Origin of the sequence: uncultured Bifidobacterium sp. (genome assembly GCF_945269915.1) — a bacterium.
In the GTDB taxonomy this organism is placed as follows: domain Bacteria; phylum Actinomycetota; class Actinomycetes; order Actinomycetales; family Bifidobacteriaceae; genus Bombiscardovia; species Bombiscardovia indica.
In genome coordinates this window covers 1-23,878 of record NZ_CALYOY010000014.1, presented here as the reverse complement: position 1 = coordinate 23,878, position 23,878 = coordinate 1, and the positions used below count along the sequence as shown (strand labels likewise).

19 protein-coding genes and 3 tRNA genes are annotated in these 23,878 nt (G+C 62.1%); 13 read left to right on the top strand and 9 right to left on the bottom strand.

Features of this window, described 5'->3' with window-relative positions; genetic code table 11:
* Window positions 1-120 precede the first annotated feature (120 nt).
* Complete coding sequence (locus tag Q0K62_RS03965) at window positions 121-3,714, top strand: helicase (RefSeq protein WP_297316702.1); 3,594 nt, start codon at window positions 121-123, stop codon at window positions 3,712-3,714.
* Window positions 3,714-3,917 (top strand): hypothetical protein, encoded by a 204-nt coding sequence (locus Q0K62_RS03960; RefSeq protein ID WP_297316681.1) that lies wholly within the window; start codon window positions 3,714-3,716, stop codon window positions 3,915-3,917. The genes Q0K62_RS03965 and Q0K62_RS03960 overlap by 1 nt, the downstream gene beginning before the upstream one ends.
* Before the next feature lie 216 nt (window positions 3,918-4,133).
* Here the strand turns inward: Q0K62_RS03960 and mscL are convergent, their stop codons facing one another.
* The 4 genes from mscL to Q0K62_RS03940 form a co-directional block, all read right to left on the bottom strand.
* Window positions 4,134-4,664, bottom strand: coding sequence for a large conductance mechanosensitive channel protein MscL (gene mscL, locus Q0K62_RS03955; RefSeq protein ID WP_297316680.1), 531 nt, complete (start codon window positions 4,662-4,664; stop codon window positions 4,134-4,136).
* Window positions 4,603-5,583, bottom strand: a complete 981-nt coding sequence (locus Q0K62_RS03950; RefSeq protein WP_297316679.1) for an SAF domain-containing protein — start codon at window positions 5,581-5,583, stop codon at window positions 4,603-4,605. The genes mscL and Q0K62_RS03950 overlap by 62 nt, the downstream gene beginning before the upstream one ends.
* Window positions 5,584-5,656: 73 nt before the next feature.
* Window positions 5,657-5,860 (bottom strand): FmdB family zinc ribbon protein, encoded by a 204-nt coding sequence (locus tag Q0K62_RS03945; protein ID WP_297316678.1) that lies wholly within the window; start codon window positions 5,858-5,860, stop codon window positions 5,657-5,659.
* 107 nt (window positions 5,861-5,967) lie between these two features.
* Complete coding sequence (locus tag Q0K62_RS03940; RefSeq protein ID WP_297316677.1) at window positions 5,968-6,684, bottom strand: 5-formyltetrahydrofolate cyclo-ligase; 717 nt, start codon at window positions 6,682-6,684, stop codon at window positions 5,968-5,970.
* Between the two features lie 331 nt (window positions 6,685-7,015).
* Between Q0K62_RS03940 and Q0K62_RS03935 the strand changes: the two genes are divergently transcribed.
* The 11 genes from Q0K62_RS03935 (at window position 7,016) to rpmG (ending at window position 16,124) form a co-directional block, all read left to right on the top strand.
* Window positions 7,016-7,675, top strand: a complete 660-nt coding sequence (locus tag Q0K62_RS03935; protein WP_297316676.1) for a GNAT family protein — start codon at window positions 7,016-7,018, stop codon at window positions 7,673-7,675.
* Window positions 7,676-7,985: 310 nt separating this feature from the next.
* Window positions 7,986-9,191, top strand: coding sequence for a hypothetical protein (locus Q0K62_RS03930; protein WP_297316675.1), 1,206 nt, complete (start codon window positions 7,986-7,988; stop codon window positions 9,189-9,191).
* A gap of 179 nt (window positions 9,192-9,370) precedes the next feature.
* Window positions 9,371-9,664, top strand: coding sequence for a co-chaperone GroES (gene groES / locus Q0K62_RS03925; protein WP_033490691.1), 294 nt, complete (start codon window positions 9,371-9,373; stop codon window positions 9,662-9,664).
* A gap of 155 nt (window positions 9,665-9,819) precedes the next feature.
* Window positions 9,820-10,905, top strand: coding sequence for a histidinol-phosphate transaminase (hisC, locus tag Q0K62_RS03920; RefSeq protein WP_297316674.1), 1,086 nt, complete (start codon window positions 9,820-9,822; stop codon window positions 10,903-10,905).
* Window positions 10,906-11,555: 650 nt separating this feature from the next.
* Window positions 11,556-12,056 carry a class Ib ribonucleoside-diphosphate reductase assembly flavoprotein NrdI gene (gene nrdI, locus Q0K62_RS03915; protein ID WP_297316701.1) on the top strand — a complete coding sequence of 167 codons (501 nt, stop codon included), beginning with the start codon at window positions 11,556-11,558 and terminating at the stop codon, window positions 12,054-12,056.
* Window positions 12,057-12,130: 74 nt separating this feature from the next.
* On the top strand, window positions 12,131-14,326 hold the full coding sequence (gene nrdE / locus Q0K62_RS03910) for a class 1b ribonucleoside-diphosphate reductase subunit alpha (RefSeq protein ID WP_297316673.1): 2,196 nt from the start codon (window positions 12,131-12,133) through the stop codon (window positions 14,324-14,326).
* 237 nt (window positions 14,327-14,563) lie between these two features.
* Window positions 14,564-15,559 carry a class 1b ribonucleoside-diphosphate reductase subunit beta gene (gene nrdF / locus Q0K62_RS03905; RefSeq protein ID WP_297316672.1) on the top strand — a complete coding sequence of 332 codons (996 nt, stop codon included), beginning with the start codon at window positions 14,564-14,566 and terminating at the stop codon, window positions 15,557-15,559.
* Between the two features lie 118 nt (window positions 15,560-15,677).
* Window positions 15,678-15,759: transfer RNA gene (locus Q0K62_RS03900), tRNA-Tyr, on the top strand.
* 1 nt (window position 15,760) lies between these two features.
* Window positions 15,761-15,832: transfer RNA gene (locus Q0K62_RS03895), tRNA-Thr, on the top strand.
* Between the two features lie 4 nt (window positions 15,833-15,836).
* A tRNA-Met gene (locus tag Q0K62_RS03890) sits at window positions 15,837-15,910 on the top strand.
* Window positions 15,911-15,956: 46 nt separating this feature from the next.
* Window positions 15,957-16,124 carry a 50S ribosomal protein L33 gene (gene rpmG / locus Q0K62_RS03885; RefSeq protein ID WP_081830819.1) on the top strand — a complete coding sequence of 56 codons (168 nt, stop codon included), beginning with the start codon at window positions 15,957-15,959 and terminating at the stop codon, window positions 16,122-16,124.
* 110 nt (window positions 16,125-16,234) lie between these two features.
* Here rpmG and Q0K62_RS03880 read toward each other — a convergent pair whose 3' ends face one another.
* From Q0K62_RS03880 to Q0K62_RS03860, 5 genes are all read right to left on the bottom strand, one after another.
* Window positions 16,235-17,566: a PLP-dependent transferase gene (locus Q0K62_RS03880; protein ID WP_297316671.1), complete on the bottom strand. Its 1,332-nt coding sequence runs from the start codon at window positions 17,564-17,566 to the stop codon at window positions 16,235-16,237.
* 120 nt (window positions 17,567-17,686) lie between these two features.
* Window positions 17,687-19,468: an ATP-binding cassette domain-containing protein gene (locus tag Q0K62_RS03875; RefSeq protein WP_297316670.1), complete on the bottom strand. Its 1,782-nt coding sequence runs from the start codon at window positions 19,466-19,468 to the stop codon at window positions 17,687-17,689.
* On the bottom strand, window positions 19,465-21,288 hold the full coding sequence (locus Q0K62_RS03870) for an ABC transporter permease (protein WP_297316669.1): 1,824 nt from the start codon (window positions 21,286-21,288) through the stop codon (window positions 19,465-19,467). Before Q0K62_RS03870 ends, Q0K62_RS03875 begins: the two co-directional genes overlap by 4 nt.
* An 8-nt stretch (window positions 21,289-21,296) precedes the next feature.
* Window positions 21,297-22,487, bottom strand: coding sequence for an ABC transporter substrate-binding protein (locus Q0K62_RS03865; protein WP_297316668.1), 1,191 nt, complete (start codon window positions 22,485-22,487; stop codon window positions 21,297-21,299).
* 69 nt (window positions 22,488-22,556) lie between these two features.
* The gene (locus Q0K62_RS03860) at window positions 22,557-23,621 is read right to left on the bottom strand and encodes a uroporphyrinogen decarboxylase family protein (protein ID WP_297316667.1); all 1,065 of its coding nucleotides are present in this window, start codon (window positions 23,619-23,621) and stop codon (window positions 22,557-22,559) included.
* Window positions 23,622-23,878: the final 257 nt, after the last annotated feature.

The following is a 23,878-nucleotide window of genomic DNA, read 5'->3' as shown; positions in this document are numbered from 1 at the left end:
GGAATGAGCGAACGGATAGTGAACAGTGACGAGGCGAGCCAGGTGCGGGGTGGTGCAGGCATGAACCAGGGGGGCGACCAGTCCGGGCCAGCCCAGGAATCCGGCCAGGAGAATTCCGGTATGTCGCCCCTGGACCGCATCAGGTCATGGCGGCAGTCATATCAGAGCCAGTCCGGGGTCACCCCCCTGGAGAACGTGGCCCAGCTGGCGGCGCAGATGGATCTGACCCATGCCCATCCCTCGGGGATCGCCCAGTTGTTCGCCAGTGGACAGGTTCATCTGGACGCCCTCTTCCGCGACCGTGGCATGCTTCGTGCGGCCCATCGGCGTCTGGAGCGGGTGCTTGATGACCAGGCTGCCAAGGAACGCACCAGCGGTTGCGCCCAACTTTCCCTGGTGGTGGGTGTGGCGGCCTGGCAGGGCAAGGCCATGCCGGTCCTCATGTATCCTGTTCGCATCGACGAAGGACGGGAGGGGGCATCCCGTGCCTCGATCAGTTTTACCGGGAAGGTCGACCTGAACCCGGTCTTCATCTCGGCCATGCGGGAGAGGGGAATCGGACTGGATGCCTCCCGTCTCTTCTCCGCCTCCCACTACCAGGGCGGTACCCCTGAGACATCCTCCCTCTTCAAGGACATGACCGATCTGGTTACGCCCCGGATCAGTGATTTCACCATTGAGCGCAAGATCGTCCTGGGATGCTTCATCGAGCCCTCGGCCCAGCTGCTGGGGGAGAGCCTGACCATCCTGGACAGGATCGAGGCCGGTCCGACGGGCAATGACCTCCTGGATGCCATGGCCGGAGACCAGGAGGCCTCCGAACGACTCAAGGGTGGGCCCGTGCCCGATTACAGCCCCTTCGATGCCGATCCCCACAGCGAATTCGAGGCCGGAGATGTTGGGAACCAGGTCAGGTATGCCGCCCAACTGGTGGGTTCCGGCCACAGCGTCTTCCTGGATGAGCAGACCGGTCGGGAGAGCGCTGATGATGCCCTGGCCATCGCCGCCCGCTGTGTCGCCGCGGGCCGGACGGTCCTTTATGTGCCCTGTGTGGTCGAGCAGAAGCGACGGTTCCAGCGGCGGCTCGAAGCCAACGGCATGACCGATATGGCCCTGGACCTGACCGACGGTCAGCTCAGCCAGGACCTGGATCGCCGTCTGATTGATGCGGTCGGTTTCAAACCCGGCAAGGCCACCGAGCACTTCGACCAGGTGGCCGATGAGCTGGTGGGGGTTCGCACGCGCCTGACCCGGTATCTGGGCGACCTGCACGGTATGGATACGGGTTGGGGGGTCTCGGCCTATCAGACCATCCAGAACCTGGCCCAGATAGCCAACCTGCCCACTCATCCCGCCACCAGGGTTCGCCTGACTCCGGCTGCGGCCCACTCCCTCCAGGCACAGATGGACGTCTGGGGAGAGAAGCTGGAGCGCGCGGCCCAGCTGGGTGAGTTCACCATCGGGCCCGACGACACCCCCTGGTTCGGTGCCACCCTGACCAGCGAGAACGAGGCCGTCGATGCCTACGCCAGGGTCGTCCGTCTTCTGCAGCGACTCCTGCCAGCCACCCGGGAACAGGTCAAGTCCACCGTGGAGACCTGTGGCTTCCCGGTGCCGGCGACGGTCCGGGACTGGGGCAAGCAGGTGGTTGTCCTGAAGAACCTCCGGCGCGTTCTCGACGTCTTCCAGCCGGCCATCTTCGAGCGTGACATCCCGGCCATGATCGAGGCCACCAAGCCCAAGGCGGAACGGAAGTCCAAGGGGACCAACCTGGGCTTCTGGGAGCGTCGTCGTCTGGTCAAGGAGGCCAAGAGCCTGTTCAGGCCGGGCGCCCAGGTCGAGGACCTGCACGAGGCCCTCCAGGTGGTGGCCAGGCAGGCCGAGCAGTGGCGCGCCTTCGTCCCCCACGGCGGCTGGCCCGTCCTCCCGCCCAAGCTGGATACGATCATCGACACACAGGATGCCATGGTCCAGGACATGACCGCCCTGGACACGGTCCTGATTACCACACCGAGTGGTGGCGACCTGGAGATCATGGACTTCAACAGGGTGGAGGAGCGGCTCAAGGCCCTCTTCGACGACCACCTGGCCCTGGAGACACTGCCGGAGCGTTGCTCCCTGGAGAGGGAGTTCACGGAGGCTGGCCTGAATGAATTGATTCAGGACCTCCGCGCCAGGCAGGTGGATCGTGGAGCCGTCCGCGGCGAGCTGGAGCTGGCCTGGTGGACCACGGTATTCGATGACATCATGCGTTCCTCCCAGATCATCTCCAACCAGGATGGTTCGGCACTGTCCAATGCGGCCGACCGGTTCAACCAGGTCGATGCCCAGCACGTGGCCAGCGTCGGCCCCATGGTGGCCCAGGAAAGCGTAAAACGGCTGTCGGAGCTACTCTTCTCCCACACCCAGGAGGCCAACCAGCTCCACACCATGTTGGCCGGTAATCCCGGTGCCTCCTTCTCGGTCTTCCAGCAGGCCCATCCGGGGATCCTGGGGGCCGCCAAGCCCATTATCATCGCCACGCCCGCCACACTGGCCACCCGGACCGATCCGGTTCAGATGGCCGATACGGTCATCATTGATGCCGGGGCCCACATGCCCTCCATCCAGGTCCTCACCGCCCTGGACAGGGCCAGGCAGGTGGCGGTCATCGCCCACCGTCCGACCATCACCTCGGAGGGGCTTCTGCAGCTGGTTGACAAGCTTGTTCCGGTCCAAGCGCCCGCACGCCCGTCCAGGCGCAGTCCCCTTCTGTCCGACTTCCTCCAGGGGCATGGGTATGGGGGTCTTCCCTCCCCCTTGCCCTGCAATCGGTCCTGCGGCCGGGTTCGGTTGACCAGGGTCCAGGGCACAGGTGTGCCGGTCATGTCGACCGGTCTGGTCGAATCCAACCAGCAGGAGGTCACGGCCGTGGTCGACCTGCTCCGGCAGCGGGCGGCTTCCTTCTCCATCGTTCCCGCCTCCTACATCCTGACCGTCGTGACCCTTTCCTCCACCCACCGTTCCCGGCTGGGGGCCGAATTGAAGGCCGCGGCCGCCAAGGATCAGGCCTTTGGCAAGTTCCTGCGGCATGTGCGCATCATCGGGATTGATGAGGTCTGTGGGGCCAGGGCCACGGATGTGATTGTGACCATGGGCTTCGCCAAGACCTCCCATGGCCGTCTCCTCCAGCAGTTCGGCGAGTTGGAAGGTGAGGGCGGCAGCGGCATGCTCCTGGATGCCCTGGCCCTGAGCGACCGTCATCTGGATATCGTCACCACCTTTGCAGCCCAGGACCTGGAGGATGACCGCCTCCATCAGCCCGGCCCCAAGCTCCTGAAAGAGCTCCTGACCTGGGTCGAGGGCCTGGGCGAGGAGGAACCTCAGCCCGGCTCCGTCCCGGAATCCACCAACGTCCTCTTCCGCGACCTGGCCCAGCGGCTGCGTTCACGCGGGCTGGATGTGGCCGTTGATTATGGGTATGAGGATTCGCCCAAGATTCCCCTGGTGGTCGGTCTCAAGGACAAGCCTTACACCCTGGCCGTCCTGACCGATGACGTGGAGTTCATGCACACCCAGTCCACCCGCGAGCGTCACCGCTTCAATACGGAGAACCTGCAGGGACTGGGCTGGTCCGTCATGACGGTCTGGAGCGTCTCCACCTTTGTCAACCCGGACAAGGAGGCGGACCGCATCGTCGCCCGCCTGGCCGACATCTACCAGCAGGCGCACTGATGACCAATGTGGAAGAGTCCGACCGCCCGCGTCGCCATCATCGGGTGGTGCGCAGGGGGACGGAGCGGTTCGAAGTCGACGGGACCTTCATGGACCCCCAGGACAGACAGACCGAGGTGGACCGCCAGGGCGAGGATGACCAGCGTATTCTGGGTGAACTTCCTCCCCATTGGGGTCTCTTCCCGGCTGAGCGCAAGAACTGAATTCCGGAGCAGAATTGAGCTGCTCCGGCAAGGGCCAACTCCTGGGGGAGGGGGTTGAATTCCGGAAAGTGGTAAAACCCTGATGAGTGGATCTACCCCCCCCCCCCAGAACCAAGAGACCCCATCTGCAGTCGGATGTTACGTCTGCAGATGGGGTCTTGCCGAAGTCAGGCCCTGTATGGACCGGGTGAAGTGTCTCGGCCCTCTCCCTATGGTTCACTGGTTCTGGTCAGGATGGTCGGCGACGTGCTCTCCCTGGCCTTCGTCGGTCCGGGTCGAATGGATGTCGGCGGCGATTTGCTGAAGGAGCTGCAGGGTCTGGTCCTCGGTGGAGGGGGTTCCGGGTTCTTCCTTGACACCGGAGGCCGCCCTGCTGATCTGCCGAAGCTTGTTGATCGGCATGATGATGCAGAAGTAGACGGCCAGGGCGATCAGGAAGAAGTTCAGCAGGGCCGTCAGAACCGCACCGAAGGAGATGGTGGCATGCCTGTAGGTGATGTTCAGCAGCCCTGACAGGTCGGGTTTGCCGAAGATCATGGCGATCAGCGGGCTGATCAGGTTGTTCACGATGGAATTGACAATGGCGGTCACGGCGGAACCCATGACCACGCCGACAGCCATGTCGATCATCGACCCGCGAGAGATGAACTGCTTGAACTCTCCCGCTACGCCCTTATTGCTGGCATCAGAGATCTTTTTGGCCGCCTGGCTGGTTTCTTTGACCGCAAAATGATTGACTGAATCCATGACTTCTCCCTCCGTATCCTCTACCGGGTACAAAGCACATGTCTGTATCCCTAACCCCATTATCGGCGACATGTGACTTGAGGCTGTGTTTATACCGCCCGGAGGGTGTCGATTGCCCATCAGGCAGCTCCTGGGCGCCATCCTTCAGATGGACGGCGATCAGGGGGACTGACGGGTCCATGGAGAGAACCCTGACTGCATCATCTGGGTCCAGGGCCATGGTGACCAGGGGGCCTCCCTGATCGGGTGCGCGCATGCCCGGACCTGAGGCCGTCGTGGGCTTGGGTTTCCGCGGGAGGTCGAGGACCAGGGCCTTCCCGGCCAGAAGACATGACCCGGCGGCACCTGTCTCTTCGGCAGGGAAGATGTCCGGGCTGCCGAAGTCATGGTCGTGTAGGTATGAACCGGGCTGTGGGTGGCGGACAAGGTTCGACGGGACCGGTTCCGCGGTCTGGCAGCCGTGGGGTGCCAGCAGTCTGACCTGATCTCCCGGGCTCAGGGAGTCGATGCTGCTGGCCAGGTGAAGGCCTACGGAGGTGGTTCCGGGAGGTTCCCGGGGGCGACTGGTCATCATGACATCCAGGAGTGGCCGGTCCCGGGTGACCGATACCCGGGTGACATGTCCCAGGACCTGGTCAGGGGTGGTGAATGCACCCGGCAGGTCAGGGGAACCGGTCATGGTCCTGATCGAGACCATGGATGCGGTGATGGCATCACCCCGGGCTATGTCTGTGGATGCGACCAGGATCTGCCGGTGCCCGGCCATGGCCGCCGGAATCTGTAGGATGAGGAAGACCGCCAGCCCCAGGCAGAGCGAGGCCCCCAGTCGCCGCATCCTATGGATGTTCCGTCGGGCGGCCAGTTGGTTGCCCCCATGGCCACGTGAGAGGGGGGCCTTCAGGAAATGAAAATCAGCCATGGACCCAGCCTGCCAGGGAATTCCCTGAGCTGCCGGGCTCCATGGCCGATGTGGTCAAGTGTGGCGGAAGTACTTACTTGCCGGACTTGGAGGAGCTTGAAGCCCCATCCGTGCGGTAGAAACCGTGCCCCTTGAACTCGATGGGAACGGCGGAGAAGACCTTGCGTACCTGTTCCTGCTCGCATTTGGGGCAGATGGTGATGGGGGCGTCATCGAAGGACTGCTCCTCGGTAAAGTCGTAGCCGCAGTTCTTGCAACGGTAATGATAGGTAGGCACCGTTCTTTCCCTCCGCTGGTAATCGTTCTCTGTACGGGTCTGGTCAACACCCATATCCTAGCGGTACTGGTGACCTTAGGCAGTGAGTGTGACCTCGTAAGACCCAATTATGACCCCGAAGGCCCCTGATGTGACCGGCCTGCCGCTATAAGCGTGAATCCGCCGGGGGTCAGGACGGCGTCGACGGGCAGGTCGTGAGGCTGGCGGGGGAGGGGGTCTGCGGTCAGTTCGTCCTCCCAACAGATGCCCACCACCAGGGCCCCAGGTTCCCTCTTCGTCAGGGCCCGGTCGTACCAACCCCCGCCACGTCCCAGTCGGGTCCCCCTCAGGTCTATGGAGAGGGCGGGAACCAGGATCAGGTCCGCCCCGGACAGGCTTTCGGCAGGCAGGCTGGCACCTTCGGGCTCATCAGGACGCCAGCCGCCGATGGTTTCCCTCCGGTTCAGATCGGCCGGGGCATCCATACGGCCCCACCCGACTTCCATGCCCGCTCCAAGTTTGGGGATGAGCACTCGATAGCCACGATCCAGGAGGGTCCTGAGCAGGTCGTCCATGGGTACCTCGCCCCGGATGGACGAGAAAGCGGCCGCAATCGGGATGCAGCTCCTGTCATGCGGAACGACCGGGAGGACCGAGTCGCGCAGGTGCACAGCCAGGGTCCGTCCAGCGGTACGCAGCCGGCCATCACCGATCCGTCGCCGCTCTGCCAGAAGGCGTGTGCGCAGGGCCGTCTTGCCCCTTTCGCTCTCTTCCCTGGTCCCATCAAAGGGTGTTCGGGCGCTCGCATCCGTCACATCCGGGTTTGGTCCCTGTCTGGTGGGCATGTCCCTCCTGTCCTGTGTCGGCGGCGCTCGGCCGGAAAAAAGTCATACCACCGTTGTATCAGGGAATTCCTACGGCCCTGTAATGTTCCGACGCGGTAATGGTTCTTGTTGCGCGGGGAGGGGAGGGTATCGCAATGCCCCAGGTCGGGCCTGTGCGGCCCGGGCGTTCTCTTCGAGGGGTGTCAGCGCGCGTCTCGATTCCGCAGGAGGAAGGATTGGGGGGGGGGGGATGATTCCGACCAGTATGCCGAAGTGTCGACCTCCGCCCCTGAAGGGGGATTGCAGGCGAGTCCGGGGCGATTCGGTGGGTGAATGGTGAGACCATTGAGGTATGTCCGTCCTACAGTCCCTGCGTGATGCCTGGTATGGTGCCCAGTCCCATGGCCAGGGTTCCCATGCCCTGGCCCTTCCCGATCGGCTGATTCCACCTCCCGGGCATGGGGATTTCTGTCTGAGGCCCATCCGCGAGGGCGATCAGGAGGAGTGGAACAGGGTGCGGTGGGATAACCGGGACTGGCTCTCGCCCTGGGATTCCGGCGACCCCATGCATGGCCCCGGCATGACCTACGCCCAATGGATGCGCTCTCTTGAATGGTCCAGGCGTGAGGGGGACTCAGCCCTCTTTCTGATGGAGTTCCAGGCCGGTCTGATTGGTCAGATATCCCTGGGGGCGATTTGCTACGGGTCCATGAGGACGGCCACGGTGGGCTACTGGGTCGCCAAGGATTGGGTCGGCCATGGTTTCGCCCCCCTCTCCCTGGCCCTCCTGGCGGACTGGGCCTTCCGGGCCGAAACCGGCCCCCACCTGCACCGCCTGGAGGTGGCCATTCTGCCTGAAAACCAACGGTCCCTGTCCGTGGTCCGCAAGGTGGGGCTGGAGCCGGAAGGGCTGCGCAGGAAGTACATGTACGTCAATGGGGCTTGGAGGGACCATCTGACCTTCAGCCTCCTGACCGACGATTTCGACCCGGGGATTTTGAACAGACTTTAGGGCTGTTCGGTCCTGGTTCCGTCAGCGGGTCCGGGAGGGTACAGGGCCGACACGCTTGGACTCGCTGTTTATTTGGGGCATGCCGTCAACTATCGTAGAGCCTATGGTTTATGAATCGCTCAGCAGCATCATTTTGTTGGTGATTGCAGCGATTCTGGTACTGGCCTGGTTGCCGGGGCGGACCGTCAGGGGTATGAAACGGGCCTCGGAACACCGCCAGGACAAGCTGTCCACCTCCCTCCACATGGTCGGAGGGCAGGATGGCATGCGGTTCGGCGATACGGGGTCACGAACAGTGAAAGGGTTGGTCATGCAGCAGAAGCAGCAGGACAAGGCCTCGCAGGATGAAGCTCGGCGGATTCGACGCGTTCGGCAGATGCGCCGGGAGGCGATTCGCAGGCGACGCATCCTGGTCGTCTCCCTGCTGGCGGTGACGGTGCTGGTTGCCGGATTCTCCTTCCCCATGGAATACAGCTTCTGGTTCATGCTCATCCCCCTGGCCCTGACGATTCTGGTCCTGGCTGCAGGAGCGCGCGCCTCGGCTCAGGCCCGTGCATGGGAGGTCAGACTGGCCCGACGCAGAGCCCGTCAGCGTCGTCAGCGCGCTGCCAGCCTGACGGCAGGGGTTGGTCGGTCTGGAGGGAAGTCCGCTGTCGGTGCGAACGATGCCAGGAGAGCCGCGGAAGCTCCTGCGGAGCCCGCAACGGATGTTCTGAACCAGCAGGAGATCGATCGGACCATTGCCCAGGCCAGGGAAGAGAAGCGTGTCGCCATGGATGCCCGCCATCGCAGGGCAGCCGCCGACAAGGCCGCGAAGACCAAAACCGGTGCAGATGGCGAGGCCAAGGGCGTAAAGACCTCCTCGCAGGACCCCAAGTCGGTGGGCCATGCCAAGCGGTCGACCGTCAAGAATACCGCGGTCACCTCCGCCAAGAATGCATCCCGGTCCGCTCGGACAGGGACGGAGCAGAAGTCCGGGCAGGGGACCGAAGCCGGCAAGCCCATACAGAACAAAGGCAGGACCGGGACGGCCATCCCCGAGGGGAAGCGGCCAGAATCCAGGTCCAAGCTTGCGGCCCCTGCGGTCAGGGTAGAGCCCGAACAGGGCGAGGATGCCACCCACGAACTGGAGCGGATCAGTCCATCTCCTGCCCTGGATGCCTTTGAGATGGCCGCCTCCCAGGATCTGATCTCCTTCTCGCTCGGTTCCCCCCGCAACGGGGTGACCCTGAAGAGCGAGGGTCCACAGAGCCTGGAGATCAAGTCAACCCGACAGGTCTCCAAGGCCGAGCCGGTCAAGACCGATTCCGCCCGGGGGACCAGGGTGGACAGGCCCCGTGCAACTGCCGACCAGGGTCAGACCGATTCATCCGGGAAGGACCGGGGGGATCGGCCCAGTGACTTCCATCAGCGCGAGATCAAGGCCGACGTTGAGGCGCCCAAGCAGAGCTCGGACTCCCTGGCCATAGGTGTCGAGGCCATCCTGGCCCGGCGCCAGCCCTCCAAGCAGAGCTGATTTCCGGCACAGGCATCGCCACTGTTCACTGTCGGCATTAGCACTCAAGTTGGCAGAGTGCTAATTTCGCGCTACGATGACGAATAGCGCAAAGGAATGCGTGGTGAGTGTTCGTCAGCCTCTCATCGACGTTCCGGCGTGGGTTTATTGGCTGTTCTCACAGATGTAGGAGGTCCACAGTGTCGATTGCACTCACACCGTTGGAAGATAAGATCGTCATCAAGCAGGCTGAGGCGGAGACCAAGACCGCTTCGGGTCTGGTCATTCCGGATACCGCCAAGGAGAAGCCCCAGCAGGGCGAGGTCCTGGCCGCCGGACCCGGACGCCGTGACGACAAGGGTGAACGCATCCCCATGGATGTCAAGGTTGGTGACAAGGTCCTGTACTCCAAGTACGGCGGCACCGAGGTCACCTATGGTGGCGAGGATTACCTGATCGTGTCCGCACGCGACGTGCTGGCCATCCTCAAGTAAGTCGGTCCGAACGATTTTTGCTGGCCGGGGTTCCCAAGGGGCCCCGGCCTTCTTGTATCCGCGATGCCCTGCAGGTATGGTATGCGGACCAGAGGGGTATCGATAGGTGGTCCCGGAGTGTTTCCCGGCAGGTCCGGCCCGCTACCATGGTGGCCATGGCATACATGCATCGCTCCTCCCTTGATTCCCTGCCCGGCTACAAGCAGGGCAGGCCAGCCCCGGTGACGCCGGGTCTGAACCCCTATAAGATTTCCAGCAACGAGAACCCCTATCCACCCCTGGAGTCGGTCAGGCGGGCCGTGGCCGACCGTGCCTTGGTCCACCTGAACCGGTATCCGGATATGCGAGGCACGGCCCTGGTGGAACGCCTGGCCCGTCTGCACCAGGTGGAGCCGGAGAACATCCAACTCGGTTGCGGGTCGACCGAGGTCATCACCCAGCTGGTCAATCTGGTGGCCGGCGAGGGCGACGAGGTGATCTACCCCTGGCGGAGCTTCGAGGCCTATCCCATCATCGTGACCGGTGCCGGGGCGACCTGTGTCCCCGTTCCCCTGAACGCCGAAGGCCGGCACGACATCGATGCCATGATCGCTGCCCTGACCGACCGGACCCGTCTGGTCATCGTCAACAACCCCAACAACCCGACGGGTACCTCGGTCTCCACGGATGAGGCCCTGCGTCTGCTTGAGGCTGTGCCCGAGGATGTCCTGGTCCTCTTCGATGAGGCATACTTCCAGTTCAACGATGACCCCGACCAGGCCATGGGGTTGCAACTCAGGCAGGAGCACCCCAACGCAGTCGTGGCCAGGACCTTCTCCAAGGCCTATGGGCTGGCCGGTCTACGGATCGGCTATGCCATCGCCCCCGCCGAGGTGGTTCAGGGCCTGGGCAAGGTGGCGTTGCCATTCGGGGTCAGCGATGTGGCCCAGACGGCCGCCATGGTCAGCCTCGATGTGACCGACCAGCTGCAGGAGCGGGTGGATGGCATCATGCGGGAACGTGCCAAGGTGGTCACCGCCCTGGAAGGACAGGGATGGAGGATTCCCTGCTCCCGGGCCAACTATGTCTGGCTGCCATTGGGGCAGGCCACCGACCCTGCCTATGAGCAATTCCAAGCCCAGGGCCTTTCGGTCAGAGCCTTCTCGGGTGAGGGCATCCGCATCACCATCGGCGAGGCCGAGGCCAATGACCGGGTCATCCGGGTCTGCGCCTCCCTCAGGGATCAGGGCCTGGCCCGGTGATCCGGTGAAGCCGGGGCGGTCAAGGGCGACCGCCCCGCATCACCCCGCCCCGCTACCGGACCGACCTTGAAGGCAGGATTCGCCCGGTCAACTGGAGCCGAATCACCGACGAGAAGGACCTTGAGGTCTGGAACCGCCTGATCTCCAACTTCCGGCTGCCCGAGAAGGTCCCCCTCGCCAAATGACCTCCTCGACAGGCTCTATGACCTGGAGATGGTCTATTCCGACCAGGTCTACCAGGTCTCCCCTTCGGCACGATGGTTTTGCCTTCGTCCATTACGATGCCAACAAGGCGCTGATGAACCGGGGCCACCCGGCTCGTTTTGGGGCGGACCGGACCGCGGTCGGCTCGGAGATCATGGCCGTCCTCTCCACGTCGGCCACCGAAAACCATGATTCCTTCTTCTGGTCCGGTTCCTCCTATGCCATGGGACACCCCGAGTCCACGGATGATGGCGACTGGGATTTCTGGGATCCTGCCCTCTGTGGTGATCTATGTGAGATGATGAACAATATACACAATATGTGGTGCTCGTTTTTTGTCCGTGTCCCATATATAGTAGTTGAGGCTCTTCGGCCCATGTGTCGGAGACAAACAGGATCGGACCCGGGGTTCCCGGTACCATCAGGAGGTCAAGTGTATGTCGGATATGGCGGAACCAGGCTCAGAGGGGACGCAGGACCGGGGGGAGGCCAGCCCTCCCGAACTGGCTGCACTGGGGGAACGCATAGGATCGGTGGTCTACTTCTCCTCGGCCTCCCAGAACACGGCCAGGTTCATCGCCAACTGCCGTTTGGAGGATGAGGGGATCGACGTCTTCCGGATCCCCCTGCGGCCCAAGGAACCGGCCCTCAAGGTCCATCAGCCCTACATCCTGATGGTGCCGACCTACGGCGGGGGTTCGGCCAAGAAGGCCGTCATGCCGCAGATCAAGCGGTTCCTGAACGATCCGGGGAACCGGGCGGGCATCCGGGGGGTCATCGCCTCCGGCAACACCAACTTCGGTGATGCCTTCTGCATGGCAGGCGACATCATCTCCCGCAAGTGCCAGGTGCCCTTCCTCTACTACTTCGAGCTCATGGGCACCAAGGAGGATGAGGCCAAGGTCCGCAGCGGGGTGCTCGACTTCTTCCGCAACCATCCCGAATAAGGTCCACCGGCCCGGAGCCGAGGGACCAGGCAATCACGAGGACATCAAGACAGGACAATCCAGGAAAGGAAACCATGGGCGCCTACGACGACACTTCGCTCAGTTTGGACAAGACGGGGACCCGCGAGGACCAGGACCGCGACCCGGCGCATGACTATCATGCGCTGAACGCCATGCTCAACCTCTACGACAAGGATGGCAGGATCCAGTTCGACAAGGACAAGGAGGCCGAGCGCCAGTATGTCATCCGCCATGTGGCGGCCAATACCATGACCTTCCCCTCCACGGCGGAGCGGATCGCCTATCTCCTGGACCACGAATACTACAGTCGGAAGGTCTTCGAGCGTTACACCCCCGAATTCCTGGATACGATCTTCGACCATGCCGCCAAGAGCGGATTCGAGTTCGACACCTTCCTGGGTGCCTTCAAGTTCTACACCTCCTATGCCCTGAAGAGCTTCGACGGCAAGCAGTACCTGGAGGACTTCCCCCAGCGCTCAGTGGCCGTGGCCCTGGAGCTGGCCGATGGTGATGAAGGTGCGGCCATCAAGTACACGGACGAGATCATCTCCGGCCGCTTCCAGCCCGCCACCCCCACCTTCCTCAACCTGGGAAAGGCCCAGAGGGGTGAGCCGGTCTCCTGTTTCCTGGTCCGTATCGAAGACAACATGGAGTCCATCTCCCGTGGCGTCAACGCAGCCCTCCAGCTCTCCAAGCGCGGCGGCGGCGTAGCCCTCCTCCTGAGCAACCTGCGCGAGATGGGCGCCCCCATCAAGCACATCGAAAACCAGTCCAGCGGTGTGGTGCCGGTCATGAAGCTCCTGGAGGACTCCTTCTCCTATGCCAACCAGCTGGGTGCCCGCCAGGGTGCCGGTGCGGTCTACCTTTCCGCCCATCATCCCGACATCATGCGCTTCCTGGACACCAAGCGGGAGAACGCCGACGAGAAGATCCGCATCAAGTCCCTGGCCCTGGGCGTGGTCATTCCCGACATCACCTTCGACCTGGCCAAGCAGAGGGCCCCCATGGCCCTCTTCTCCCCTTATGACGTGGAACGGGTCTACGGCAAGCCCTTTGCGGACATCTCCATCACCGAACACTACGAGGAGATGGTCAAGGACAAGCGGATCCACAAGAAGTACATCGATGCCCGGGACTTCTTCATGACCCTGGCCGAAATCCAGTTCGAGTCCGGTTATCCTTACATCCTCTTCGAGGACACGGTCAACAAGGCCAACCCGATCGACGGCCGGATCACCATGTCCAACCTCTGCTCCGAAATACTCCAGGTCCAGGAGCCGAGCACCTACAAGGAGAACCTGGACTACGATCACATCGGCCGTGACATCTCCTGCAACCTGGGCTCCCTGAACATCGCCAAGGCCATGGACGGCGGTCTTGCCGACACGGTCGAGACCACGGTGCGGGCCCTGACCTCAGTCGCCGACCACACCAGGATCGAGGCGGTCCCCTCCATCAAGCGGGGCAACGACGAGGGTCACGCCATCGGTCTGGGGCAGATGAACCTCCACGGCTTCCTGGCGCGCGAGGGTATCCACTACGGGTCCGAGGAGGGCCTGGACTTCACCGACATGTACTTCATGACGGTGGCCTACCACGCCTACAGAGCCTCCCACGATCTGGCCGTCGAGCGGGGCAAGGCCTTCGCATCCTTCGCCAAGTCGGACTATGCCAAGCCCGTCGGTCAGGGGAACTACTTCGACAAGTACACCGACGGACGCCGGTCCCTGGAGCCCAGGACCCAGCGGGTCAAAGAGCTCTTCGCCCGGTATGGGGTGCGGATTCCCACGGTCGAGGACTGGAAGGAGATTCAGACGGCCATCCTCAAGGACGGCATCTACAACCAGAACCTCCAGGCTGTACCGCCCACCGGGTCCATCTCCTACATCAACCACTCCACCAGCTCCATCCACCCGATTGCCTCCAAAATCGAGATTCGCAAGGAGGGGAAGATCGGGAGGGTCTACTATCCGGCCCCCTATATGACCAACGAGAACCTGGAATACTTCGAGGACGCCTACGAGATCGGCTGGCGGAAGATCGTCGACACCTATGCCGAGGCCACCCAGCATGTGGACCAGGGCCTCTCGCTGACCCTCTTCTTCCCCGACACGGCCACCACCCGGGACCTGAACAAGGCTCAGATCTATGCCTGGCGCAAAGGGATCAAGACCCTCTACTACATCCGCATCCGTCAGCAGGCCCTGGAGGGCACCGAGGTCGAGGGCTGCGTGAGCTGCATGCTCTGACCCCCCCCCCCCCCCACGCCCGGGCTGCCCGGCCCGACGCAATGACCGGTTTCGTCCCTTCCTGGTCGGGGCCGGTCACCCAGTTCCGGTCTTCCTCGTGGATTGTCCGATAGACTGGTCATCCCGGCCCGATGCCCGACCGACCGCGATTCAGGGCATCGGAATCATCGCATCATTGTGTAGAAGCAACCAGAGGACGAGCACGGACCCGTCCCCGCCCGAAAAAGGAGCATCATCATGGTCCCACCGATTTCCATCCCGCGTCAGCCCCTGAAGCTGATCGACCGGGTCTCCGCCATCAACTGGAACCGTCTGGAGGACGACAAGGACCTGGAGGTCTGGGACCGTCTGACCGGGAACTTCTGGCTGCCCGAGAAGGTTCCGGTCAGCAACGACCTGCCTTCCTGGCAGGCCATGACCGAGGAGGAGCACACGCTGACCATGCGTGTCTTCACCGGCCTGACCCTCCTGGACACCATCCAGGGCACGGTGGGTGCCGTCAGCCTGATCCCGGACGCCCTGACCCCCCACGAGGAGGCCGTCTACACCAACATCTCCTTCATGGAGTCGGTGCACGCCAAGTCCTACTCCTCCATCTTCTCCACCCTGGCCTCGACCCCCGAGATCGACGCGGCCTTCCAGTGGAGCGAGGAGAACGAGTTCCTCCAGCGCAAGGCGCAGATCGTCCTGGACTACTACGAGGGCGACAACCCCCTGAAACGCAAGGTGGCCTCGACCCTCCTGGAGTCCTTCCTCTTCTACTCGGGCTTCTACCTGCCCATGTACTTCTCCAGCCATGCCAAGCTGACCAACACGGCAGACCTGATCCGCCTGATCATCCGTGACGAGGCCGTGCACGGCTACTACATCGGCTACAAGTACCAGAAGGGCCTGGCCAAGGTCTCGGAGTCCGAGCGCCAGGTCATGAGCGACTACACCTACGAGCTCCTGGGCGACCTCTACGACAACGAGGTGGAGTACACCGAGAGTCTCTACTCCGGGGTGGGTCTGGTCGAGGATGTGGAGAAGTTCCTGCGCTACAACGGGAACAAGGCCCTGATGAACCTGGGCTACCCGGCCCTCTTCCCGTCTGACACCACCGATGTGAACCCGGCCATCATCGCCTCCCTGAGCCCCAACGCCGACGAGAACCACGACTTCTTCTCCGGTTCCGGGTCCTCCTACGTCATGGGCAAGGCCGTGGAGACCGACGACGACGATTGGGATTTCTGAGTCCTGAAGGGCGTGTCCGAAACGGCCTGCGACACGAGGTCGGCGGAACTTGCGCAAAAGAACAAAACGTGTCATTATAGGCAAGTTGCCGTACGGAACCTTGGTTCCAGTGCGGCATGGCGGATTTCCCAAGCGGTCAAAGGGAGCTGACTGTAAATCAGCCGCGTAATGCTTCAGTGGTTCGAATCCACTATCCGCCACGCCTCGGTAGCTCAGTGGCAGAGCACTTCCTTGGTAAGGAAGAGGTCGTGAGTCCGATTCTCACCCGAGGCTCTCTGGCGGGGTAGCTCAGCTGGCTAGAGCGTACGACTCATAATCGTAAGGTCAAGAGTTCGAGTCTCTTCCTCGCTACTGAGGCCGACATACGTCGGTCGCGCAACGACTATAGAGGTGAACCATGGCAAAAGCCGCAGATATCCGTCCTGGCATTACGCTGGCGTGCACCGAGTGCAAGGAGCGTAACTACATTACGACCAAGAACCGTCGTAACACTCCCGACCGTCTGGAGCTCAAGAAGTTCTGCCCCCGTTGTGGTAAGCACACCCTGCATCGCGAGACCCGCTGATCGGACAATTCTTATGAAGGGACCCGGCCAAATGGCCGGGTCCCTTTTGTTTGTGGTCTTGTCTTGATTCCGGCTTCAGCGGTTGTGAACCCGGCAAGGGGATGACGGTTTCAGCCCTGGTCCCGATAGGCCGTGGCGAAGGCCTGGTCCAGATCGGCCATCAGGTCGTCCGGGTTCTCCAAACCCACGGAGATCCGAATCAGGTCATCACCCACCCCGGCGCTGAGACGGAAGGGTCCGGGGACCTCACGGTGGGTGATCCGTGCCGGGTCCACTATCAGGGTCCGGCAGTCGCCGATGTTGGGCATGTATGCCATAAGGTGAACCGAGTCCACGATTCGCTTCACCTGGTCATAGCCACCCTGGACCGTGAAGGAGAGGATCGTGCCGACCCCCTTGGGGAGCAGGTCCGCCGCCAGACGGTCCTGCAGGTCGGTATCGCCCTGGTGCCTTCCCTCTGGTATGCCCGAGTAGTTGACTCCTTTCACCTGGGGGATGGTCAGGAGGTGACGGGCCAGGATTTCAGCGGTCTTGACCTGGGCGGCGACCCGCTGGGCCATGGTCTCCAGTCCTGTCAGCTGCAGGTAGGCGGTGAAGGGGCTCATGACCGCCCCGAAAGTGTGGAGGTACTTGGTGTGGACCCGGTGGAGGAAGGCCAGATCGCCGAAGGCATCCAGGAAGCTGACCATGGATCCGTGCCGTTCGTCGCTGATGATCAGTTCCGGCTGGCTCATCTGCGGGAAGCGGCCATTGCCCCAATCGAACCGTCCGGCGTCCACGACCACCCCGCCCAGGGCATTGCCGTGTCCGGTCACCCCCTTGGTGGTGGAGTGGACGACGATGTCGGCCCCGAAGTCGATCGGGTTGAACAGATACGGTGTGGGAACCGTATTGTCGATGATCAGGGCCACCCCATGCCGGTGGGCCAGGTCGGCCAGGCCGGGTATGTCGGCGATCGCCGTGGAGGGGTTGGCCACGGACTCGGTGAAAATGGCCCGGGTCCCGTCCTGGATCAGGGATTCCACCTGGTCAAGGTCGTTGATGTCCTTCACGAAATCCGTCTCGATGCCGAAGTTCGGGAAGAAGGTCTTCATGGCGTCCACCGAGGTTCCATAGAGGTCGACCGGCGCAATCAGCCGTCCGCCGCCCTCGGCTGCGCAGAGGAGGGCCGAGGAGACGGCGGCCATCCCCGAGGCCATGGCCACGGCCCCCTTGCCGCCCTCCAGGCCGGCCAGACGGTCCTCCAGGACCTTGACCGTCGGATTGGCCAGGCGGGAGTAAGAGAAGCCTTCGATCTCGCCTGCGGCCAGGGCATCGCCCCGGTCGGCGGTGACCATGTCAAAGGCGGCCGACTGGTAGATGGGTACGCTGGCCGCGCCGCCACCCTGGCCCTGACAGTCGTAGCCGTCATGGACGGCCCTGGTTGCAAATCCTTGGCTCATGACGGCCAACTCCTCTGCTTGTTTGGGACCCTATTCAATCCACCATCAAACCCGGTTCCGGGTCCCCGGGCAACGCCTCTCCCATACGTGTTCTTTATGAGGCGTTATCAAGGACCGGGGTCATTCTGTTGAGACCTTGCCCAGGTAAGCCTGACGGACCCGTTCATCACCCAGGAGCTGTCGGGCGGGACCGTCCAGCCGTATCCTGCCGTTCTGGAGGACATACCCGTAGTCTGCGATGGACAGGGCCAACTCGGCCTGTTGCTCGACCAGAAGAATCGATATGCCCAGTTGGTCCCGTAGTGCCGCAATCTGTTCCAGGACCTGGTCGACCAGTTTGGGGGAGAGGCCCATGGTGGGCTCATCCATGCAGATCAACCGGGGATGGCTCATCAGGGCCCTGCCGAAGGCCAGCATCTGTTGTTCGCCGCCGGATAGGGTTCCAGCCTGTTGCCTGCGACGTTCGGCCAGACGTGGGAACCGCTCATATGTCGTTTCCAGATCCTGGTCGACCTCTTGTCGGCCCTTGCGGGTGAAGGCGCCCATACGCAGATTCTCTTCCACGCTCATGGCTGCGAATACCCGCCTGGCTTCAGGAACAGAGGCTATTCCGGAGTGGACCCGCTGTAATGTCGAGGTACGAGTTATCTCACGTCCGTCGAACAGGATTGCACCCTCCTTCGGGCTCAGCAGGCCAAGGATGGTCTTCATGGTCGTTGACTTGCCTGAGGCGTTGCCGCCCAGGAGGGAGACGATGCTTCCCTCGGGCACTCGCAGGCTGACCTGATCCAGGGCCTTGACCTGACCGTAACTGACATCGATGCCTTCCAGGTCAAGCAGGACGCGGTCCTTTCCGGTCGTGGGCTCCGATTGGCTTTCCGTTTCGGCAACAGTGTCCTTTCCTGCCGGACTTCCCGGGCTGGCGGGGTCCTGGCCTTCCGGCCTTTGTGCTGGGGAGGAGACCGGAGGAAGGGCGTTCTGCCTGTTCAGGACATGTGATTGGCCCTTCAGAGGGGTATCGGTGGGTGGTCTCCGGTTGCCCAGATAGGCCGCGACCACACGAGGGTCGGAACTGACCTGTCGAGGAGGTCCGGAGGCGATGATCCGGCCACCGTCCATGGCCAGGACTTGGTCACATAGGGCCTCGATCAGGTCGATTTTGTGTTCGACCAGGAGCATGGTCTGCCCTTGGGATTTGAGGTCGAGAAGTTGTTGGAGAACCTCGGCGGTCTCAGACTGGTTCATCCCTGCGGTGGGCTCGTCAAGGACCAGGATGTCGGGTGAACTGACGTGGGCACGGGCTATCTCGGTACGGCGGCGGTTTGCATATGACAGGGTGTAGGTGGCCTGGAACCGACGCCCTTCCAGACGTTCGCTGAAGCGGTCGATTTCGGTCTGGACGGCTTCCCGCTCGACGACCAATTCCTTTCTGCTGGCGGGACCGGGCACCAGGGTCAGCCAGGTCTGTGCTATCAGGGGAACCCACCGCAGTATGGGCAGGCGTTCCAGGGAGCGGAAGGGTCTGTTGGCTTCAAGACGTCTATGGAATCCCACCGCTACGTTCTCCTCCACGCTCATGGTGGGGAAGACCCTGCCGTTCTGGAAGGTCCTGGACAGTCCCAGCTCGGCTACGTCCGCCGCAGACAGGCCGACGATGGAACGCCCCCGCAGACGGATATCGCCGGAGTCCGGCTTGATGAATCCGGAGATCAGATCGATGGTGGTGGACTTGCCGGATCCGTTCGGACCGATGATGCCGATCACCTGGCCGGGTGACAGGCTTATGTTCACATCGGCCACGGCCTGGAGCCCTTGGAAACTCTTGGCGAGGTGATGCACCTGGAGCAGGGGCTGTGCCTCTTCGCCGGGTAAGGGCCCGTGAGAATGCTGACTTCTGGTCATGATGCCCTCCTTCTGGTTGAGAATATTCCCTGAGGCCTCCATATGATGAAGATGACCAGGAGCAATCCGTATGCCATGATTCTCACTTCCGGCAATATGCGCAGCAGTTCCGGGGCACCGACCAGGATCAGAGAGCCGATGACGGCTCCGGTCGGTGACTTCATACCGCCCAGAACGACGATGGTCAGAATCAGAGATGACATGACCGGATTGAAGAGCGTCGGATCGATATAGGTGTACTGGTGAGCCAGGAGGGCACCGGCGATGCCGGCCAATCCGCTGGCCAAGGCGTAGGCCAGTGCCTTGTAAGCCCCGGTTCTGATGCCGAGGGATTGTGCGGCCTGGGTATCTTCGCCGATGGATTCAAAGACATGCCCCAGGTGGGATGATTGGATTGATGAGACCACCAGGAGGGCCAGGAGCAGGATGACCAGGTCCAGAAGGTACTGCATCTGTTGGGTGTAGAGCGGCCTGCCCAGGAAGGTGGGCAGAGGAATCCCCTGCAGACCGAGGGATCCCCTGGTCAGGGGTTCCCAGATACGGATGATGGCGACCATGACCGCCCCGACCCCGATGGTGGCGATGGCCACATAGTGACCGGATAGTTTCCAGACCGGGAAGGTCAGCAAGGAGGCGGCCAGGGCTGCAATGATGGCCGCCCCAAGCAGGGAGACGGCGAAGGGCCAATGCAGACGCATGGTGAGCAGGGCCGATGCATAGGCGCCTACGGCCACAGGTCCGGCCAGTCCCAGGATGGTCTGGCCGGCGGACCCGGAGATCAGAGTCAGGCCTACTGCTGCAATGGCGTATATGGTCACCTGGGTCCCGATTCCGGACAGGTGATCGGAGAAGAAGAAAGGGGTGGCCAAGGCGGCTGCCGCGAGGCCCGGATTTGCCCAATGAGGCAGTCGTATGGGTCTGGCAGCCTCCAGGAAGGTTCCGGCCATCGGTTCATTATGCAGGTTGGCCTTGCTTCCCATGAAACCGGACGGCCTGAGGATCAGAACCAGAAGAAGGGTGCCGAAGGTGATCAGGTCATGCACTCCGTCGCCGAAGAAGCCCACCCCGACGGCCTCCGCCAACCCCAGAACCAATCCGCCGACGATGGCTCCGGGAATGGACCCCAATCCGCCTATGGCAGCCGCCACAAAAGCCGTCATGCCTATTGCGCCGCCGTCCATGGGATTGATGTTGGTCTTGAAGAGTCCGATGAATATCCCGGCGATGCCGGCCAGGACCGATCCAATGACGAAGGCGAGGGTGCGGATTGATGTGACGGGCACCCCCATCTGTTTTGCTGCTTGGGAATCCTGTGATGTGGCCCGGATTGCCTGGCCGTCCTTCCCGTAGGTCAGAAAGCCCCAGAGGACGGCCATACTGACCAGGGCGACCAGGCTCATGACCAGGTCTGAGGTTCCGAAGCGGATGCCCAGGGCATGGAGGTTGTGTGTCGGCAGAAGCTCGGGGAAGGGGCGGGTCTGGGATCCGAAGATCAGCTGCATGCCATTGTCGAGAACCTGTCCGACACCTACGGTGCCCAGAAGTGCCGCAATCGGCTGACGGCCCTCCAAAGGGGTGATGACCAGGAGGCTCATGACCAGTCCTACCAGGCCTGTGACCAGGATGACGGCCAATAATGTGGGGATCAGCCCCCAACCCAGGCTGGAACCTACCCACCATGCCGTCATCATGCCGACCGCCACCAGGGATCCCTGGGCGAAGTTGGCGACGTTGGTCACTCCGAAGACGAGTGACATGCCTACGGCCACCAAGGCGTAAACCCCGCCGTGGATGAGTCCGGAAAAGAGTGTTTCAATCATGGATGGACTCATTCCTCGATCTGCTTGAATTTGCCCTTGTCAACCTGAAGCAGGATGGGTTTGATCTCATCAGCCCGACGGGTCCGGGTATTGAACCGGAAGGTGCCGCCATTGCCTTGATAGAGAGGGAAGTCGTCCGCTGTCTTCAGGGCTTCCTGAATGCCCTGGCGGGTGGGACTGGTCTTTTCCCCTGCGTGGGCCAGGTCCATGATGGCCTGGTAGGAGGTGACTTCAAAGTTGCCGGGAACGGTATGGTATCGCTTCTCGAAGCTCTTGACGAAGGCCTGGGCCTTGTTGTCCTTGGTGCCGGTGGCTGAGAAGCTGCCGGTGATGATGGTGTCCTGAGAGTTCGCTCCGGTGAGAGCGAGGAATTCCTTGGTTTCCTGGCCGCCGAAGAAGGGCCCCTTGTACCCCAGTTTGTCCCTGAGCGTATTGAGGATCAGCGCTCCGTCCGGTCCATAGCCAATGTCCACCACAGCATCCGGGGCGGCATCTTTGGCGGGTATCAGTATGGGAGTCAGGTCGGTGGAATCGGGCAGGTAGGAGGATTGGTAGGCGATCTGCAATCCCCGGCGTTCGGCTTCCTGCCTGAAGTACCGGTATGATTCCCTGCCCCAGTCGTTTTCGAGATAGACCACGGAGACCTTCTTGGCACGCTTGGACACTGCATCCGCGTTAACCTCCTGGTAGGTGTTGTCGCCTATCTGGGGAGTCCAGACGTGATCGCCGGACTTGGTGAAGACCGGAGAGGAATTGTTGAATCCGTAGTGGACCAGTCCGGCCTGTTGGAAGATTGGGGATGCCGCGGACGAGGCAGGCGATGAGTAGTCGCCCACCACGGCGATGACCGACTTGTCGGAGGCGATCTTGGGTGCCACCGCCGCATCCTGTTTGGCGTCGGATTGGGTGTCATAGTAAGCGATGTTCAGCTGCTTGCCCTTGATGCCGCCCTTCTCGTTGATTTCGTCTTTGGCAAGATCGAACCCTTGTTGGAACATCTTCCCGTATTCGGCGTACAGTCCGGTCTTGGGGTAGATGGCTGCAATGGTCACATGGTCTTCAGGCCCGGAGGAGGAGTCGGTATCACCCCCGAGTCCGCAGGCGGAGAGGGCTCCGGTCATGGTCATAGCGGCCGTGATTGATGCTGTTGCCGTGATGATGCTTCGATGCAGACGTTCCTGTCCGGTTCCTCTCACCATGAGGTCTCCTTTTTGAATGATGACGATTGTTCTTGGGTTGGTTGTCGGGTGTGGTCGGTTTGAGCAGGTTCAGTCTTGGATCGGAGCCCTGGTCTGGCTGAGTACCCGAAGGGCACCTTCATCCGCTGGCGTTGGAATGGTGCAGGAGGGCGCCAGGAGGAAGGGATGCCCTTGACGGGCTTCGATGGTGCGATCCAGTTCCTTGCGGATCTGACTGGTGTCGTTCCCCGGGTTGAAGAGTTCGAAATTGGCCCCGCCAACGGGTACGGCTTGGAAGTCAACGTCAATCTCGGGGTTGCCGGGGAGGAACTGGTCCCAGTGGAGCAGGTCGGGATTCAGGTCCATGAACCGTTCCGGGTGGGCCTCCTCACGGCAGGTGTGGAGAAGGACCACCGCATCCGGATTGGCTGATCTCACCGCCTGGATGACGACACGGTCGTATGGTTTCGCCCACTCTTCGAATTGCTCCTGATTGAAGTAGTCGTGGCTGGCCAAACCGGTCTCGGCAAAGAAGATTCCATCCAGTCCTGCCCCTCCCTGCTCCCTCGGGGTGACCAGGAGGGCCGCGAAGTCGGCCAGGGTGCGGGCGATTCTGCCCAGTGCCTCCTTGGAAGCGTCCGGTTGGTCGAAAATCAGTTCTTGTCTGGTCAGATCGTCCTTTTCGTTCTGATCGGATCCCAGGCCCTCGGGGTAGAGGGGAAGATCCGCCAGCTGGAGGAGTACGGAGAGAGGGGAGAAGATCGTATCCAGGATGGCTCTGTCCGACAGGCTTGTCCGGATGAGTCGAGCCGCGTCCGCCTGTTCCCTGAGCACCTGGTTGGTTTCGGGATCGCGAACGTCGATGCGCGATATGTCCGAAGCGCTCTGGATGGCCGGTCGTATGGTCTTCGGTACCAGCCAGTCGTAATCCTCATGGTCATAGACGGCGTCCCAGATCTCTCCGTAGTAAATGGCCCGCGGATTAATCTTGACCCAATCCCAGTCCCATCGTTTGACGAAGTCCACGGTGGCTCCTGCGAATTCGGCGGCCCCGTATTCGTGCCCTACATGATGCTGCCAGGCACTCGTCAGAAAGGCCCTGTCTCCATTCTTCCTGGCGATCCTATGAAATGCTGCGCGTCTGTCATCGGTCATGGCAATTCCTTGGTCGAAACCTGTGCTTTTGGATTGTGTGATTCGGGAGGCGATCGCCCCGGGGCGAGGAGGTGATTTTCCCTGCCCTTGTCACACATCAAAGCGCCTTGTCAGGGCCGGGTCAACGCTCTGATATATAGCTAATTTCTATGGCTTTTCATTGCCTCCCGGCAATCTGCGGAACTTGCATGTGGTATAGGGAAATCCGATAGGGCTTCGGGACTCATCTGGTGTCTGCCTGGCCTGGGTTCTGCCAG

Bases quoted from the DNA above. Each gene is read 5' to 3' on its own strand.
- Q0K62_RS03935 (WP_297316676.1), top strand. From the start codon at position 7,016: ATGTCCGTCCTACAGTCCCTGCGTGATGCCTGGTATGGTGCCCAGTCC.
- Q0K62_RS03950 (WP_297316679.1), bottom strand. From the start codon at position 5,583: ATGGCTGATTTTCATTTCCTGAAGGCCCCCCTCTCACGTGGCCATGGG.
- Q0K62_RS03875 (WP_297316670.1), bottom strand. From the start codon at position 19,468: ATGACCAGAAGTCAGCATTCTCACGGGCCCTTACCCGGCGAAGAGGCA.
- Q0K62_RS03965 (WP_297316702.1), top strand. From the start codon at position 121: ATGTCGCCCCTGGACCGCATCAGGTCATGGCGGCAGTCATATCAGAGC.
- Q0K62_RS03880 (WP_297316671.1), bottom strand. From the start codon at position 17,566: ATGAGCCAAGGATTTGCAACCAGGGCCGTCCATGACGGCTACGACTGT.
- nrdE (WP_297316673.1), top strand. From the start codon at position 12,131: ATGGGCGCCTACGACGACACTTCGCTCAGTTTGGACAAGACGGGGACC.
- nrdI (WP_297316701.1), top strand. From the start codon at position 11,556: ATGGCGGAACCAGGCTCAGAGGGGACGCAGGACCGGGGGGAGGCCAGC.
- Q0K62_RS03940 (WP_297316677.1), bottom strand. From the start codon at position 6,684: ATGCCCACCAGACAGGGACCAAACCCGGATGTGACGGATGCGAGCGCC.
- Q0K62_RS03930 (WP_297316675.1), top strand. From the start codon at position 7,986: ATGCAGCAGAAGCAGCAGGACAAGGCCTCGCAGGATGAAGCTCGGCGG.
- nrdF (WP_297316672.1), top strand. From the start codon at position 14,564: ATGGTCCCACCGATTTCCATCCCGCGTCAGCCCCTGAAGCTGATCGAC.
- Q0K62_RS03960 (WP_297316681.1), top strand. From the start codon at position 3,714: ATGACCAATGTGGAAGAGTCCGACCGCCCGCGTCGCCATCATCGGGTG.
- Q0K62_RS03865 (WP_297316668.1), bottom strand. From the start codon at position 22,487: ATGGTGAGAGGAACCGGACAGGAACGTCTGCATCGAAGCATCATCACG.
- mscL (WP_297316680.1), bottom strand. From the start codon at position 4,664: ATGGATTCAGTCAATCATTTTGCGGTCAAAGAAACCAGCCAGGCGGCC.
- Q0K62_RS03860 (WP_297316667.1), bottom strand. From the start codon at position 23,621: ATGACCGATGACAGACGCGCAGCATTTCATAGGATCGCCAGGAAGAAT.
- Q0K62_RS03870 (WP_297316669.1), bottom strand. From the start codon at position 21,288: ATGATTGAAACACTCTTTTCCGGACTCATCCACGGCGGGGTTTACGCC.
- hisC (WP_297316674.1), top strand. From the start codon at position 9,820: ATGGCATACATGCATCGCTCCTCCCTTGATTCCCTGCCCGGCTACAAG.
- rpmG (WP_081830819.1), top strand. From the start codon at position 15,957: ATGGCAAAAGCCGCAGATATCCGTCCTGGCATTACGCTGGCGTGCACC.